This is a genomic window from Acinetobacter sp. P8-3-8 (assembly GCF_000214135.1).
Classification (GTDB): domain Bacteria; phylum Pseudomonadota; class Gammaproteobacteria; order Pseudomonadales; family Moraxellaceae; genus Acinetobacter.
Genome location: NZ_AFIE01000003.1, coordinates 116,359 through 132,565 on the forward strand (window position 1 = coordinate 116,359; position 16,207 = coordinate 132,565).

Here is a 16,207-nt window from a genome sequence, read left to right on the forward strand (position 1 = left end):
CTAGCTCAGGAGAGGGCATACAAAAGCTTACTTCTTCTTACGTTTTAAACGTTTCTTCGCTTGTTGTGCTGCAACAGCATCTAAAGCTTCTTTTAATTCTTCATCGGTAAACGAAGTAATGTGTTGAAGCATTTGCAAAGTCACATCATCTAAAACAAGATTTGCATACTGTGCAACATTACGGAATTGCTCATCAAAAACAATAGCACCTTCTTCATTCTTGCCAATATAACCTTGCTCAGTCAGTACCTTGATAAAGCTTTGGAATAAGGCTTTATCAAAGAATTCAGGTGAATTGAATTCATACAATACAGAAAGACGCTGCCCCAACAAGTGACTGAGCACTTCAACTTGATTGGTCGAAATATTTCCAGAACCACGTTGTGTGATCAAGGCTAAAGTCATGTAATAACGTTCAAGACTTTGACGAACTGGTGCAGCTAAAACAGCAAGCTGATTATGATTTTCTGAATTTGGTGCTGGACTGTAAATAAAGTCTTCGTCATCAACAAAAATCAAATTGGCTTGAGCTAATGCTTTCACATATTCACAAACCTGATCTTTAATTTCTTCATCTTTCCATTTTAAGAACAATTCTGCTTTTAAGAATGGGTAGAGTGTACGAATGACATTAACCAAATCCGCTAGATTAATTTTACCGTTATGTTCAACTAAAGCAGCAACCAATGACGGTAAAACAAAGGCATGCAAAATATTATTACGGAAGTAAGTGAGCAAAACAGCTTGATTATCTTCGATGGCAATAATATCGCCCAATACATGCTGAACTCGCTTAATCAGTTTTAACTTCAAGCCATAAGCAATGATTTCTTTGCCTGAAAGCGGTGTCACCTGAGTACGACTGTCATAAGGAAGAGCAGTGAGGAGTTTACGATAAGTATCGAGCTGTTTAATGCAAATTTCTTCGTCAAGCGTGTGTTTCGGCGTCGCCAATAAAATCAGGGACAATAAAGAAACAGGGTTGATGACCACTGCACGGTTAATATTTTCCAAAATCGCATTGGCTGAACTATTCACAGCATTTGAAACTTCAGGAGGAATAGGATCATCATTATGTTCAATTTTGATCTTATCCGCGCCGTGTTCTTTGAGTAAATCATCCAAGAATACTGGTTCGCCAAAGTTCACATGGACTTTACCGAAAATACGTTCAATCTTTTTCAGAGTTTGAAGAATACCCCAAATCGATTCAGATTCTTTCGGTTTGCCATTCATTTCACCGACATAGGTTGCACCTTCCATCAGACGCTCATAACCCACATAGGTCGGGATGAAAACAATCGGTTTAGCACGACCACGTAAATGTCCATGCACTGTCATGGCTAACATGCCTGTTTTAGGTGGAAGCAAACGACCTGTACGTGAACGACCACCTTCAATAAAGTATTCAAGTGGTGTGTTGCGAGATAAAATACTGAATAAATATTCTTTAAATACAGAGGTATATAGTGCATTACCACGGAATGAACGGCGAATAAAGAATGCACCACCGCCACGTAATAATTGACCTACGAACGGCATATTTAAATTATCACCCGCAGCGATGTACGGCACCATCAAGCCACGCTTATAAATCACATAAGACAATAATAGATAGTCAATGTGGCTACGATGACATGGGGTGTAAATCACCTCATAGTCTTTCACCAATTCACGAACAGTACTAAAGTTATGAACTTCAACACCATCATAAAGCTGAGTCCATAAACGAGTCAGTGCCATATCGGCAAAACGAACCGCAGACGCAGAGTAGTCTGAAGCGATTTCATTCACAAAACCAATGGCTTTACGCTCAGATTCGATCATGCTGGTTTTAGAGCGAATGCTTTCTTTGCGAATTGCATCCTGAACATCTGGTGCTTTAATTAAAGACTGCATGACATTACGGCGATCTGATAAATCTGGCCCAAGAATGACTTCGCGCTGACGATCTAAATAATCATTAAGGCTATTGGTAATGTATGTTGCAGGTGAAATATTTGGATGGTGAATTTTGGCATACTGTACCAATTCACGCAGAGATTTATTTTCATGGAATTCTAAAAAAGATTGACGACCATGTACGCCGATATTCATCAATTGTTTGACTTTACTTGGGGTTGCCCATGTATCTGTAAACAAGAGTTTAAATAAAGAATCTTCTTTATCAGGTGAACGTCCCCAAAGTACAGTCACTGGGATCAGTTCAATATCCAAGTTTGGGTCTTGATCTAGTGCATCAATCAGTCTTAACAAGCGTGGAGGGAATGTATGTGTCGGCGAGTGTAATAAATTGCTTTCATCTTGTTGCTGTAAAAATACAACCGCTGCTTTTTCTGTGTGATTGCCAATCAGTAATGGATCAAGTGCAGGTGCAATATTTAAACGGCGAGTTTCACTATCGACAACCAAGGCATTGCTACGAGAATAGTTTTGCAATACATAGCAAGTAATCTTCTGCGCCTTTTCTGAAGATGAATTTTCTTGGCTTTCATTTTCAGAAATTTGGTTTTCTGTAGGAACTTCTCCAAGAACATGTGGAGTTACTACAAGGTCAAGTAGCTTACTTGAAAGCCGACGATACATTTGACCAAAGCCACTCTTGGACATACATACTCCTAGCGAATGATGAATATCGCATTGTTAGTCAATGAAAGAAGCGATATTTTCTATAATTTAGGGATAAAACAATAGGTCATTTTCAGACAATTTGTAAGAAAATTGGTTGTTTTAATCATTTTAAAGCGTAATTTTAGTAAGTATAGCAAACTCAGTATGTGACAATATAGTCCATGAAACTTTAGTGAATTACTCAGAATTTATGGCAATATAGAGTTAACCCTCTAAAGTACGTATATTTTACTTCATTTCTGATGATGAAGATTGGAATAAAAAGGTCTTTTATGAATGCTCTAACGCAAGAACTTGTTGAGCTATTAACGCTCGAAAAACTCGAAGAACATATTTTCCGTGGTCAAAGTAAAAACTTGGTGGGTAAGCGTGTTTTTGGTGGGCAAGTATTAGGTCAAGCGCTTATGGCAGCTTCATATACGGCAGACCGTCCAGTACATTCATTACACGCTTACTTTTTATATGGCGGCGATGTAAATGCGCCGATTATCTATGAGGTTGACCGTTTACGTGATGGTAAAAGTTTTTTAAGCCGTCAAGTTCGTGCCATTCAGCATGGGCGTACCATCTTTTCGGCAATGGTGTCTTTTGCGACGCCTGAAGAAGGTTTGAATTACCAAATCAGCGAACCTGAATATCCTGCACCAGAGGAGTTGAAATCTGAACAGGAATTAAAAGAAAACCTGATTAGCTTTATCCCAGAAAATATTCGTGCGGCATTCATGCGTCCACGTCAGGTGGATATCAAGCCGATTAATATTGGTAATCCATTTCAACCACAGCCTGAAGCACCATCCAATGCGTTGTATATGAAAGCTTATGGTGAATTACCTAAACATTTGGCTGATAATATTGCATTGAATCAAGCGATTGTGGCGTTCTATTCAGATTATTCCTTTATGGTTACTGCACTACGCCCGCACGGTGTTAATTATCTGACACCAAGTGTTCAAATTGCCAGTATTGACCATGCAATGTATTTCCATAAACCTGTGAAAGCAGATGAATGGATGCTGTATGACATGGATGCGACGGTCACTGCAAGTTCTCGTGGTTTAAGCCATGGACGGATGTGGCAAAATGGCGAATTGGTATGTAGTACGGTACAAGAAGGCTTGATGCGTATGCGTGAGATTGAAACGCAATAAGCTTGAATGAAAGAATTAAAGACACGATATGAAGTCATCTCAATAGATTAATGCCAGTCAGTTAAGCATTTTTAATCCTCCTCTTGCGGAGCATGCTCCTCACCTTTGAAAAAGGAGGGGGTATCTTGGATTCAATACCGCATTGAATTCACGAGTGTCCCCCTCTTTTGTAAAGAGGGGTTAGGGGAGATTTATCAATCAGTAATAATACAATTGCGTTTAACTGATCAGCATTAATCTAAACAGATGGCTTTTTTATTTTTAAGCTAAGCTGATCACAAAAAAATGCTCGATTTCACATGATTTCAATGGCATATTGCAAAGCACGGAAGACAAAATAGTAAGCAAAGATGAGCTTAAATACGCAAATTTTAATTGCCGCCATTTTAGGTATCGCGTTTGGATTTTTACTCAATCAATTTCCCAATACTCAATTTTTTGAAGCCAGTATCTATGGTTTAGGTATTGCCAGCAGTATTTTTATTGGCTTATTAAAAATGCTGCTTGTGCCTTTGATTTTTAGTTCGATCGTCGTCGGTGTGTCGAATTTACAAGCAGGTGGGCAACTCAGTCGAACGTGGAAAATTACCTTAGCATGTTGTGTGACTACAACGACCTTGGCGTTGATTCTCGGTATTAGCTGTGCGCATTTATTTGAGGTCGGGAAAGGGGTAGACATTGCGCTTTTTCAAGATGCAATGAATCAGCATCAAACCCCCGATACGTTGACAGCTTCATCTTTCTTTACCAATTTTATTCAAAATACCTTAATCAATCCGTTCAAAGCTTTTGCTGAAGGGAATGTACTCGCTGTTGTAGTTTTTGCCTTATTGCTTGGTGTGGCATTGGTCAAAGGTGGTGAGCGTTTTCAAAGTATCCGTAAACTCAGTACACAGTTTTTTGAAGTGATGATGATGATGGTTGGCTGGGTGATGAAACTCGCACCTATCGGAATTTTTGCATTATTGGCTAAACTCATTTCTACTGAGGATATTTCTATTCTCAGTCGTTTGGCTGAGTTTGCTGCTGTGGTGACTGGAACAACGATTTTTCATGGCATTGTCGTCCTACCTTTATTGTTGTGGATTTTTGGACGAATGAATCCGATTACTTTTTTTAGAGGTGCAAGAGCGGCCTTAATTACGGCGTTTGCAACCAGTTCTAGTTCAGCCACCATGCCACTTTCGATGAAGTGTGCACAGGAAAATTTAGGTGTGCGTCCTCAAACAGCAGGCTTTGTTATTCCATTGGGAACGCAGTTGAATATGGATGGCACAGCGCTTTACGAAGCTGCTGCAGCACTGTTTATTGCAAATTTAATGGGGCTTGATCTGAGTTTAGGACAACAAGTCATTGTTTGTTTGACTGCGATGATTGCGTCATTGGGTGCGCCAGGAATTCCAAGTGCAGGTATGGTAACCATGATTATGGTATTGCAATCTGTGGGTTTACCTGCGGAAGCAATCGCTATTTTATTACCTATAGATCGCTTACTCGATACTGTACGAACTGTAGTCAATGTTCAGGGTGACATGATGATAAGTGTGGTGGTGGATCGTTATACCAAAGATATGGGTTCGCCGAGTTAGTTTTTATTCACTAAAATATGGCTAGGCTATAAAAAACAATGTAAAAAAGCAGGATTATTGATCCTGCTTTTCTTTTTTATATAAGATTTAAGCGACTTTAGGTAGTGCACGTTTTGCAGCAGGTGAGCTGTCTAAGTAAGCAATCGCATCTTCAGTTTTAGCTTCATGCACAGGATCATACCACGGCATTAAATAGCCAAGTTGTTGTGAAACCAACCACAGTGGATGCGGCATAACACGATTATCTTTTTGAGCGATATTGGCCCATTCACGCCATATCCATGGTTTATAGAAAGCAGGTTTTTTATCTGCAAAGCGTGGGTCTTGTTCCATGATATGCGCAGCACCATCGACCCATAAACCTAGTACAGCAATGATCACAATCACGCTTTGATAATAACGTGAGATATAACCACCACCTAAATGGCGGTATAAATCAAATGCAACAGTACGATGTTCAATTTCTTCTGCACCATGCCATTTGACTAAATCTAGCATGTTGGGATCTGCACCAAGTTCAGCCCATTTTTTATTATAAAGTGCATATTTACCGAGTACACAAGTCATGTGTTCAACGGTAGCGACAATGCCTAGGCGGAATAAGTCCCATTGATGATCCAAGATTTTTGGAACTTTCAAACCAAGTGGCTGGTCGGCAAGTAATTTACCAAATAGAAAATCCATAACGTCTAAATTACGTTGAATATCGATATTTCGTACCGTTAAATATTCTTTATTTGCGGAAACATGAGCTTGCGCATGCATTGCTTCTTGGCGAATAAAAGCACGGACATCCTGTGCTAATTTTTCATCGGTAATTTTAGGTAAAACTCGGTTGTATAGTCGGCAAAACCAAAATTCACCCGCAGGTAGGATATTGTTAATTTCATTAATAAAATAACTGACGAAAGGCTGGTTTGGAATCCAATCAATTGGGGTTTCTTGCCATTCAAATTTTACTTTACGTGGTTTGATTTGATACTGAATAGATGATCCAATTTTACTGTTTTTTAATCGAGATAATAATTTCATCACACTGTCCTGATTTTTATTTGTAAATATCACAATTTGTATTCAGTATAAAAAAATGTCCTAAATAGTTATTAGCAATTTAGGACATTCCAATATCAATTGGTGATGAATTTGGTCGGACAATTTCTATTTTAGGGTGTTTTGTCTGAATCGATCTCTTGAATCGGTGTTTGTTCTAGATCATCAGCATCAACATCGTCAGCATCATCAAAGTCAGCTTCAGAAGCTTCTGGAATTGAATCCATATCAAAGTCTAAAGTCTTGTCTAATGTGTAATTTAAACGCCCAGCCATGACCGATGCTAATTCTTCAAGTCCTTGTTTATTCATTGATGAGAATAATTGGATTGAGAAATTAAGTTTCATTTTGCGTAATTGTTGCTGTACATCGAGCAGCACTTTACTTGCAGGACCACGATTGAGTTTGTCTGATTTCGTTAATAAAACATGGACAAACAAATGGCGTGAATAAGCCCATTCCAACATCATGACATCAAAATGTTGTAAAGGATGGCGAATATCCATCAATAAAACTAAGCCTTGTAGGCTTTTACGATGAATCAGATAATTCTCAAGTTCTTTTTGCCATACGATTTTCATCGCTTCAGGTACGGCTGCATAACCATAACCAGGTAAATCCACAAGACGTTGATCAGGATTACCTAAGCTAAAAAAGTTGATCATTTGCGTACGACCCGGTCTTTTTGAAGCCCGAGCCAATTGCTTTTGATTGGTTAATGCATTGATTGCACTTGATTTCCCTGCATTCGAGCGACCTGCAAAAGCAACTTCATAACCTGTGTCTTCGACACACAAGTTAAGTTTAGGCGCACTCATTAAGAATTCAGCTTTGCGCAACCAATTTAAAGACGAGGTTGAGTACTCTGAAATCGCAGGGTCAGCTTTTTTCTCATAGCTAATTTTTTGTTTAGGGGCATTTGAGGTCTTACTGTTTTTAGACTTTCCACTGCTGCGATGCATACTTCAACTTCAATAAACGGATGAACAAAGGGCATTATAAAGGAAGTCGATCTTTCAAGCGAATTTTGACAGCTTTTATTGCGTAACCAAACCGAGAGATTGGCTTATTAATCACGTTATAGTCTTGATAAATATTGGCTTATACATTGAGATTTGGAATGGGTGAATGAATCACTTTTTGATAATGCGGTGGTGTATTCAAAACATCTGCAACCGTATATTGGTCTAGGCTTTGATAAAACTGTATAAGAGCATGATCTAAAATGCCTTTTAAACCACACTGAGGACGTAAAACACAGGGAGGGGTATTACATTCTACAATTTCTGTATTGCCTTGCAGAATGCGAACAATTTGTCCCAATTTAAAATTTAAAATATCCTGATTCAGGCGAATACCGCCGCCTTTACCACGAGTCGTAATTAACCAGCCTTGTTTGCCCATGAAATGCACAATTTTAACAAGATGATTTTGTGAAACTTCTAAGTCTTCAGCAATCTCCGCAATAGTATAAGGTAGATCACGTGGTCTACTGATATACATGAGAATGCGCAGTGCATAGTCGGTAAATTTGTTCAGTTGCATGTAAGGTACTCATCTATTTTTAAAGATGTGTCTGATCCTAAAATGAATAAGGCCAGTCTAACATAGACTAGCCTTATAAAGCATATCAGTCGTGAGGAGTTTAAATTCCTGCACCACCTGTGCCAAACGCTTCACTATGAATTTGTTCAGGTTTTATTCCACGTGCAACTAGTGCTTGATGCTGTTGTTGCATAAATGGGATTGGACCACATAAATAGTAATCGGCATTGGCTGGCAGTAATGCCGCATCCACTGTTGCTAGGTCTAAACGTCCAGCGACATCATAATCTGCACCAATCACATCGCCTTCATGTGGGAATTCATAGGCTGTGAATGTGCTTAGACGCGGGAATTTAGTTTTTTGCTCTTGAATATGTTTTTTCATGGCATGTACTTGGCTACTACGACATGCATGAATGAAGCTAACAGGTTGTGGCATATCTAATGTCACCAATTGATTCAACATTGCAATCATTGGAGTTAAACCTACACCACCACTGATGAAGACATTGCGTTTGCTACTATCAATAAGGTAGAAATTACCTGTTGGTGCAGATACTTCGATTTCAGCACCTTCAGCCAAGCTGTGTAAAGTGCTTGAAACCCAACCACCAGCCAAATCACCTTTTTCATCTTCACGTTTTACAGAAATACGTAAATAGTCAGCTTGAGGGCTTGTAGATAGCGTGTATTGACGTGGTTGTTTTAAACCTAGTTCTTCAACGAAGACACGAACTGAAATGTATTGACCTGCTTCATATTTAGGTAATGCGCCACCATCAACAGGTGCAAGATAGAATGAGGTAATTTCTTCGCTTTCAACAACTTTTTTCGCGATTTTAAAGTTGCGCCAACCTAACCAACTGCCTTGAGTTTGTTGATGTTGTTCATAAATTGCTTTTTCTGTGCTGATAAATAGATCAGCCAATTGACCATACGCCGCAGCCCATGCACTGATCAATGGGTCTTCCATTGGAATGCTTAAGACTTCACTGATCGAATGTAATAAGTTTTCACCGACTATATTGTAATCAGGCGATTGGATATTCAAGCTGACATGTTTGTGTGCAATCAGTTCAACAACAGGCAATAGTACTGAAGGGTCTTCAATATTTTCAGCATATGCTAAAACAGCACCAGCCAAAGCCTGAGCTTGCGCACCACTACGTTGATGCCCCATGTTAAAGGTTTCTTTTAATTCAGGATTATTGCCTAACATGCGATTATAAAAATAACCAGTCAGTGCTACACCATTTTCACGAAGAACAGGAACAGTTGCTTTTACTAGGTCAATTTGCTGCGGAGTCATTGTTGATCTCTCTTGGCTATCATTTATAAGATGTATTTAAAATACATCTTTAATATTGTATTTGCAATCTATTTTTAACATAAAACCATAAAATTTTTATGAGATTATTTTGTGTGGTGTGTTTTTTAAGAAAGATAGGTATGAAATGCCGCACAGAAAACGTATTAAAAGCGAATTTAACAGAAAATTTTTACAGATTCACTACACCAAATGGGGGATTTATCTCAGGTCGTTTGGGGGATTTTTTTGTGATGTGAATAGGACTAGCTTAGGTCTTATAGCGCTCAATTTATAATGTATATAATGTGTGAATAAGTGGAGATTTAACCATGAGTATGAATCAGCAAAGTGTGGGTGAAATTGCGAGAAGCATCACTGGAGCAACAGCCGTATTTCATAAATATAAGTTGGATTTTTGTTGTAATGGTCATCTTACATTGGCGGATGCTTGCGTTAAAAAGAACGTGGGGATTGATGATGTTGTGAATGATTTGCAAATACTGATTGATCATCAAAAAGAACATGTAGATCGAGTCGAAGCATTACAAACCAATGAACTTATTGAGCATATTTTAGCTCGTTATCATGAAGTTCATCGTCATCAACTGCCTGAACTTATTCGGTTGGCTGAGCGTGTTGAAAAAGTGCATAAAGCTCATCCTGATTGTCCGATAGTACTGACCAATTTATTGGTGGGAATGCAACAAGAGTTATTCAGTCATATGCTCAAAGAGGAGCAAATTCTATTTCCAATGATTCGAGCACATCAACCTCAGGCGGTGCATCTGATCGAGATGATGCGACATGAGCATACACTACATGGTGAAAGCTTAGAGGCGTTGGAAAAGCTGACTCATGATATTACACCGCCAACAGGTGCATGTAATACTTGGCAAGCACTATATATTGGATTACATAATTTTAAGCAGGACTTGATGCAACATATTCATTTAGAAAGTAATGAATTATTTATGCGAGTATCATAAAATAACCTAAACTCGAGATAAGTATGTTCCCTACTATACGATACGCGGAAACGTCAGTCGCATTGTTTGAGGCCGGTCTGCATTTGCAATGTACTGTTTTTGCAATATATTTGGTACTTGATAATATCTGTCGAGTTGGCGACTGATAAATGGTTTTGCCTACTTTTCCCGAAAGAAAAGTAGGTCGAACCGAAGGTTAATTCTTGTATCTGACTTTAAATGGTAAGACTCCGTTGTGCCTGATCTATCTTTTCAATAACTTACATCAGAATTTATCCCGAACTGGCGTTAAAATATTTTACCTAAATCCAATTGCCTAGATGAAACGAGGGATTTTGCTGAAAGTATTTAATACTTTCAGCAAAATGTTGAACCTTATGTTATTTAACGCTTCCCAAACAATGAGCCTAAAAGCCCTCGAACAATTTTCTGCCCTGTAGAACCACCTAGACTACGTGCGGCGCTTTTAGCAAAAGTACCAATCACATCTTGAGTCATCTTGGCACGTGCAGCAGCGGCTTTTTCTTCTTCTTTCTGTTGTGCTTTGGCGAGACGTTCCTGTTCTTTGTTCAAGGCTTCTTGCTGTTTAGCTTGGAACTTGGCCATTTCTTCAAGTTGCTTAGCTTGTTGTGCAGCAGCTTCGAATGCGATTTGCTGTTGGCTACTGTCTGAAACTTTACGTTGCAACATTTCATAAGCGCTGTCACGGTCAAGTTCTTTGTCGTATACACCTGCTACGATGCTTTGAGCCATTAAAGCTTTGCGTTCATCTAATGTGATTGGACTGAATGCAGAGTAGGGTGGCATCACCATACAACGTTCAACGACTTGAGGTGTACCTTGCTCATCTAGGCAACTGATTAGTGCTTCACCGACAGCAAGTTCTGTAATGGCTTGATCAACTTTAAACTCAGGGTTAGCGCGGAAGGTATCTGCTGCTGTTTTTACGGCTTTTTGGTCTTTCGGGGTAAATGCACGTAAAGCATGTTGTACACGATTACCCAATTGTCCAAGTACATCTTCAGGAATATCCAATGGGCTTTGGCTGATAAAATAAATGCCTACGCCTTTTGAACGAATTAAACGCACAACTTGTTGAATTTTTTCTTGCAAAGCAGGGCTGGCATTATCAAATAATAAATGTGCTTCATCAAAGAAGAACACCAATTTAGGTTTTTCCATATCACCGACTTCAGGAAGCTTTTCAAACAGTTCCGAAAGCATCCATAGGAGGAATGTCGAATACAATTTAGGTGTATTCATTAATTTATCGGCTGCCAATAAATTAATGTAGCCATGTCCATTTGTATCGGTTTGGATAAAATCCATAATGTCTAAGCTTGGTTCGCCAAAGAAGCGCTCACCACCTTGGTCGCCTAAAGCCAATAAATTGCGTTGAATGGCCCCTAAACTGGCAGGGGATAGATTGCCATATTCTGCTTTTAATTCCGAAGCATTTTCACTGACATAAGTCAGCATAGCTTTTAAGTCTTTAAAATCAATGAGCAATAAGCCTTGATCATCTGCAACACGGAAGACTGCGGAAAGTACGCCTTCTTGGGTATCATTCAGATTCAGCATTTGCGCTAATAATAACGGACCAATTTCGGAAATCGTGGTGCGAATAGGATGCCCTTGTTCACCAAATAAATCCCAGAAAATGGTCGGGGAGGCTGCAAAAGGAACACTTTCAACACCTAAACTTTTAATGCGTTCATCAAATTTAGGGTTACTTGAGCCTGCTTTGGCAATACTGGATACATCACCTTTGGCATCGGCTAAAAATACAGGAACACCAATACGTGAAAAACTCTCTGCAAGTACTTTGAGGGTAATGGTTTTCCCTGTTCCTGTTGCGCCTGCAATTAAACCGTGGCGATTGGCAAACTGTGAGTGTAAGACGATATCTTGTGTTGTATCAGAAGTTTTTTTTGCAATGACGATTGGTGTACCCATTGTTATTCCTATAGCTTTAATTCGAGTGCTTTTGTTTGAGTCAAGCATACTCAGTTTTTATATCATGGTTGTTATACAAAATTGCATGAAATGATGATGTTGTAAATCTGTTTTCATTGTGGGAATTTTTGATTTAGCTATGCAGCTTATATAAAAATGTTTATTTAATTCGGTTAAACATGCTTTATAGAATGTATATTCCTTCATCGCAATCATTCCCATATTAGAAACACATTAGACATCCTATTAGCGAATTGCGATGAAGGTTTTATTGAACTATTTTAGCAAACCATAACTTTAATTAACGTCAGTTCGGGATAAATTTCGATGTAAGCTATTGAAAAGATAGATTAAGCACAGCGGAGTCTCACCGTTCAAAGTCAGATGCAAGGATTAACCTTCGGTTCGACCTACTTTTCTTTCGGGAAAAGTAGGCAAAACCATTTGTCAGTCGCCAACTCGACAGATACTATCAAGTATCTAATATATCGCAAAAACAGTATATTACAGATGTAGCCCTGCCTCGAACAATGCGACTGACATTTCCGCGTATCATAATAGTTGGGAGCATATCTTATCCTGAGCTCAGGTTAACTATTTATATTCGATTAGCTATTAAATCGCCTTTAATGCATTCTCAATATCCTGAATCAAATCATCAGCATCTTCCAAGCCGATACAGAAACGTACCAACAAGCCTTGTTTCAAATGCGTTTGCGCTGTGTGGCGCATGTCTTTTAAGTTGTATAGCATCGCTAAACTCACTGGCCCACCCCAGCTAAAACCCAGTTTAAATAATTTTAAGTGGTCGCAAAATTTACGAATCGCAGTCAGATCATATTCAGCTTTAAAAATAACACTGACTAAACCTGCACTTTGTTCCGTCTGACAAGTCTGTTTCCAAAAGTCGTGACTGATATTGTCAGGATCAGCAGGGTGTAAAACCTGAGCAAAAGCTTCTTGGGTTTTGAGCCAGTTTAAAATTTTCAGCGCACTTTGCGATTGATGTTCATAGCGAATTTGCATTGAAGCTAAACTGCGTTGTACTTGTGCAGCATCATCACCTGAAATGGCAATGCCTTGAATGGCATGCATACGAAATAGTTTTTGATGCAAGGCTTTATCTTGAGTGACTACAGAGCCCATGAGCATATCGCCGCCGCCACTTGGGTATTTAGTCAAAGCATGCGCAGTCATATCGACACTTAGATGTTCATGGCTAAAATCAAACGCATTAAAAGCAAGTCCAGCGCCCCAAGTATTGTCTAATGCGGTCAGCATATTATGAGCTTTGGCTTTTTTCACTAAATTGATTAAATCAGGAAATTCCAAAGTCACTGAACCTGCTGCTTCTAACCAGATCAGTTTTGCATGTTCAGAAGGCTGGAAGGTTGCTGCATCAATTGGATTGTAAACTTTGACAATGATCCCGTAGCGTTTTTCAAGGTTGCGCAGATGTTCCAGATTCGGACCATAAATATTATCTGCAACCCAAACTTCATCGCCGTGGCTTAAAAAGCATGAATTTACCAAATTAATTGCAGACAATCCGCTTGGTGTGAGTAGGCAATACTTTCCGCCTTCGATCTGAGCAATATTGTCGCCTAAGGTGTAGGTCGTCGGTGTGCCATGCGTGCCATAACTATAGTCATAGTCATCTGTCCAATGGCGATTAAATAGTGCATCGGTATTTTCGAAAATGATGGTAGATGCACGAAATAAGGGAGCTTGTACGGTATTTATGTATTGAGGTGCTTTGCGAGGTGCATGAATTAACGCTGTTTGTGGTTTTAGTTTCACAAGAGTGCTCAAAATAAGATGAATAAAGAGTTGTTATAAGCAAAACATAATCATTAGGTAGCGCAAAGCAATAATTTGTGAAAATTCATAACTAAAACTGATATTGGCTTCATTTTTGCATTTATACCTCTGCAATTTTTAGATTTTTAGTGAAAACAGATACAACAAGAATAGGTGATAAGATGAAAAAACTTAAAGTGCATTATTTTCAACATATTGCAGGTGAAGGTTTTGGAAGTTGTTTTGAACATTTAAAGGCAATGGATGCTGAAATTACTGCGACAGAATTTTTTGCTTTGCCGACGGATTCACAACTGGATATAGAAGCTTTACCGCATGTGAATGATGTGGACTTGCTCATCATTATGGGTGGGGAAATGAGTGTTAATGATGAGGCGAATTACCCTTGGCTCAAAGTTGAAAAACGCTGGATTAGACGTTATTTGGCACAAGAAAAACCTGCGATTGGTTTGTGTTTGGGCGGGCAGTTGATTGCCAATGCTTTAGGTGCAAATGTAAGACGTAACCCTATGCAAGAGTTGGGGTGGACTTTGGTGAATAAAAGCAATCATGTTCCTGAGGAATATTTCCAACTCCCTCAGGAGGTAAATGTGATGCAGTGGCACAGTGAAACCTTTGATATTCCAAAAGGTGCAATTCGTTTAGCAGAAAATCAGGTCTGTCCGAACCAGCTTTATCAAATTGGTAAAAATGTACTCGGCTTTCAATTCCATCCAGAAATTACGCCACATAGCTTGAAAATATTTATAGAACATGAGGAGGACGATATGGTGTTTAGTGAAACACATATCCAATCCTTAAACAAACTCAAAACTACGCAGAAGTCGGATTATTTGTGCGGAAATCAATTGCTAAACAGTGCAATAGACTATGTATTGAGAGTTTAAGTTGATGTTTAAAAGTTAAACATCTTGATTAACAATAAAATATTTAAATATAGGGAAAAGGCTTAAATTTGTTTGCTTAACTGTTAAACAATCGTTATAATGAGCGACCCTTCGATATGAAGGGGATGGATGGCGAAGAAAGTCATCCAGATCGTTACAGTCATGGCATCGATCATGACCTTAGTGATTTTCACTGCCTTTGACACTTGCCTTATTTAGTGGGGTGAGATGCGTCAAGGGTGATTCTTTATATATTTGGCTTGGAGTTAACTGGTATGTCTAACCAGAGAATTCGTATCCGTCTTAAGTCTTTTGATCACCGTTTAATTGATCAATCTTCTCAAGAGATCGTAGAAACAGCAAAACGTACTGGCGCACAAGTTTGTGGTCCAATTCCGATGCCTACTCGCATCGAACGTTTTAACGTTTTGACATCACCACACGTAAACAAAGATGCGCGTGACCAATATGAAATCCGCACATACAAACGTTTGATCGATATCGTTCAACCTACAGACAAAACTGTAGATGCATTGATGAAATTGGATCTTGCAGCTGGTGTTGATGTTCAGATCGCATTGGGTTAAGGCTTTCGGTTAATTAACGCTCTAAGTTAATTAGGCCGCTTTTTTAGAGGTTTATGCACATGGCTATTGGTTTAGTCGGTCGCAAGTGCGGTATGACACGTATCTTTACAGATGCTGGTGTTTCTGTACCTGTAACAGTGATTGAGGTTGATCCTAACCGTATCACTCAAATCAAAACGCTTGAAACTGATGGTTATCAAGCGATTCAAATCACTACTGGTGAACGTCGCGAATCTCGCGTAACAAATGCTCAGAAAGGTCACTTTGCGAAAGCTGGTGTTGCTGCTGGTCGTTTAGTTAGCGAATTCCGTGCAACAGAAGCTGATCTTGAAGGTCGTGAAATTGGCGGAACTATCGGTGTTGATTTGTTCGCAGTAGGTCAAATTGTTGACGTAACTGGTCAATCAAAAGGTAAAGGCTTCCAAGGTGGTGTTAAGCGTTGGAACTTCCGTACGCAAGATGCTACACATGGTAACTCTGTATCTCACCGTGTTTTAGGTTCTACAGGTCAAAACCAGACTCCTGGTCGCGTTTTCAAAGGCAAAAAAATGGCTGGCCATTTAGGTGCTGAACGCGTAACCGTACAAGGTCTTGAAATTGTATCTATCGACGCAGAACGTTCAGTTCTTGTTGTTAAAGGTGCGATTCCTGGTGCTACTGGTGGCGACGTTATCGTTCGTCCTACGATCAAGGCCTGA

The 16,207-nt window shown here is 39.2% G+C and carries 13 protein-coding genes; 6 read left to right on the forward strand and 7 right to left on the reverse strand.

Translation table 11 applies throughout. The features are described from left to right. Window positions 1-27 precede the first annotated feature (27 nt). Window positions 28-2,610, reverse strand: a complete 2,583-nt coding sequence (gene plsB, locus GGG_RS0102750) for a glycerol-3-phosphate 1-O-acyltransferase PlsB (protein ID WP_010111890.1) — start codon at window positions 2,608-2,610, stop codon at window positions 28-30. A 293-nt stretch (window positions 2,611-2,903) separates the two neighbouring features. Between plsB and GGG_RS0102755 the strand changes: the two genes are divergently transcribed. Together GGG_RS0102755 and GGG_RS0102760 are read left to right on the forward strand one after the other, a co-directional pair. Further along, window positions 2,904-3,779 carry an acyl-CoA thioesterase II gene (locus GGG_RS0102755; protein ID WP_010111891.1) on the forward strand — a complete coding sequence of 292 codons (876 nt, stop codon included), beginning with the start codon at window positions 2,904-2,906 and terminating at the stop codon, window positions 3,777-3,779. A gap of 350 nt (window positions 3,780-4,129) precedes the next feature. Continuing rightward, complete coding sequence (locus GGG_RS0102760) at window positions 4,130-5,368, forward strand: dicarboxylate/amino acid:cation symporter (RefSeq protein ID WP_010111892.1); 1,239 nt, start codon at window positions 4,130-4,132, stop codon at window positions 5,366-5,368. Window positions 5,369-5,455: 87 nt separating this feature from the next. Here the strand turns inward: GGG_RS0102760 and GGG_RS0102765 are convergent, their stop codons facing one another. The 4 genes from GGG_RS0102765 to hmpA all read right to left on the reverse strand — a co-directional run bounded on the left by GGG_RS0102765 (window position 5,456) and on the right by hmpA (window position 9,272). Further along, window positions 5,456-6,400 carry a metal-dependent hydrolase gene (locus GGG_RS0102765; RefSeq protein ID WP_010111893.1) on the reverse strand — a complete coding sequence of 315 codons (945 nt, stop codon included), beginning with the start codon at window positions 6,398-6,400 and terminating at the stop codon, window positions 5,456-5,458. Between the two features lie 131 nt (window positions 6,401-6,531). Then, window positions 6,532-7,380, reverse strand: coding sequence for a ribosome biogenesis GTP-binding protein YihA/YsxC (gene yihA / locus GGG_RS0102770; protein WP_010111894.1), 849 nt, complete (start codon window positions 7,378-7,380; stop codon window positions 6,532-6,534). A gap of 139 nt (window positions 7,381-7,519) precedes the next feature. Continuing rightward, on the reverse strand, window positions 7,520-7,963 hold the full coding sequence (locus GGG_RS0102775) for an Rrf2 family transcriptional regulator (RefSeq protein ID WP_010111895.1): 444 nt from the start codon (window positions 7,961-7,963) through the stop codon (window positions 7,520-7,522). Window positions 7,964-8,063: 100 nt separating this feature from the next. Continuing rightward, window positions 8,064-9,272: an NO-inducible flavohemoprotein gene (gene hmpA, locus GGG_RS0102780; RefSeq protein WP_010111897.1), complete on the reverse strand. Its 1,209-nt coding sequence runs from the start codon at window positions 9,270-9,272 to the stop codon at window positions 8,064-8,066. Window positions 9,273-9,601: 329 nt separating this feature from the next. On the opposite strand from hmpA, the gene ytfE reads away from it, so the two are divergent. Beyond that, window positions 9,602-10,258: an iron-sulfur cluster repair protein YtfE gene (gene ytfE, locus GGG_RS0102785; protein WP_010111898.1), complete on the forward strand. Its 657-nt coding sequence runs from the start codon at window positions 9,602-9,604 to the stop codon at window positions 10,256-10,258. Between the two features lie 384 nt (window positions 10,259-10,642). On the opposite strand, the gene GGG_RS0102790 is transcribed toward ytfE, so the two are convergent. Beyond that, entirely contained in the window at window positions 10,643-12,214 is a 1,572-nt protein-coding gene (locus tag GGG_RS0102790) for a helicase HerA-like domain-containing protein (protein WP_010111899.1), read from the reverse strand. Between the two features lie 615 nt (window positions 12,215-12,829). Beyond that, on the reverse strand, window positions 12,830-14,014 hold the full coding sequence (locus GGG_RS0102795) for a PLP-dependent transferase (RefSeq protein ID WP_010111900.1): 1,185 nt from the start codon (window positions 14,012-14,014) through the stop codon (window positions 12,830-12,832). 182 nt (window positions 14,015-14,196) lie between these two features. Between GGG_RS0102795 and GGG_RS0102800 the strand changes: the two genes are divergently transcribed. The 3 genes from GGG_RS0102800 to rplC all read left to right on the forward strand — a co-directional run bounded on the left by GGG_RS0102800 (window position 14,197) and on the right by rplC (window position 16,207). Continuing rightward, window positions 14,197-14,922, forward strand: coding sequence for a type 1 glutamine amidotransferase (locus tag GGG_RS0102800; protein WP_010111901.1), 726 nt, complete (start codon window positions 14,197-14,199; stop codon window positions 14,920-14,922). Between the two features lie 275 nt (window positions 14,923-15,197). Further along, window positions 15,198-15,509 carry a 30S ribosomal protein S10 gene (gene rpsJ, locus GGG_RS0102805; RefSeq protein WP_004725677.1) on the forward strand — a complete coding sequence of 104 codons (312 nt, stop codon included), beginning with the start codon at window positions 15,198-15,200 and terminating at the stop codon, window positions 15,507-15,509. 59 nt (window positions 15,510-15,568) lie between these two features. Further along, entirely contained in the window at window positions 15,569-16,207 is a 639-nt protein-coding gene (rplC, locus tag GGG_RS0102810) for a 50S ribosomal protein L3 (protein ID WP_010111911.1), read from the forward strand.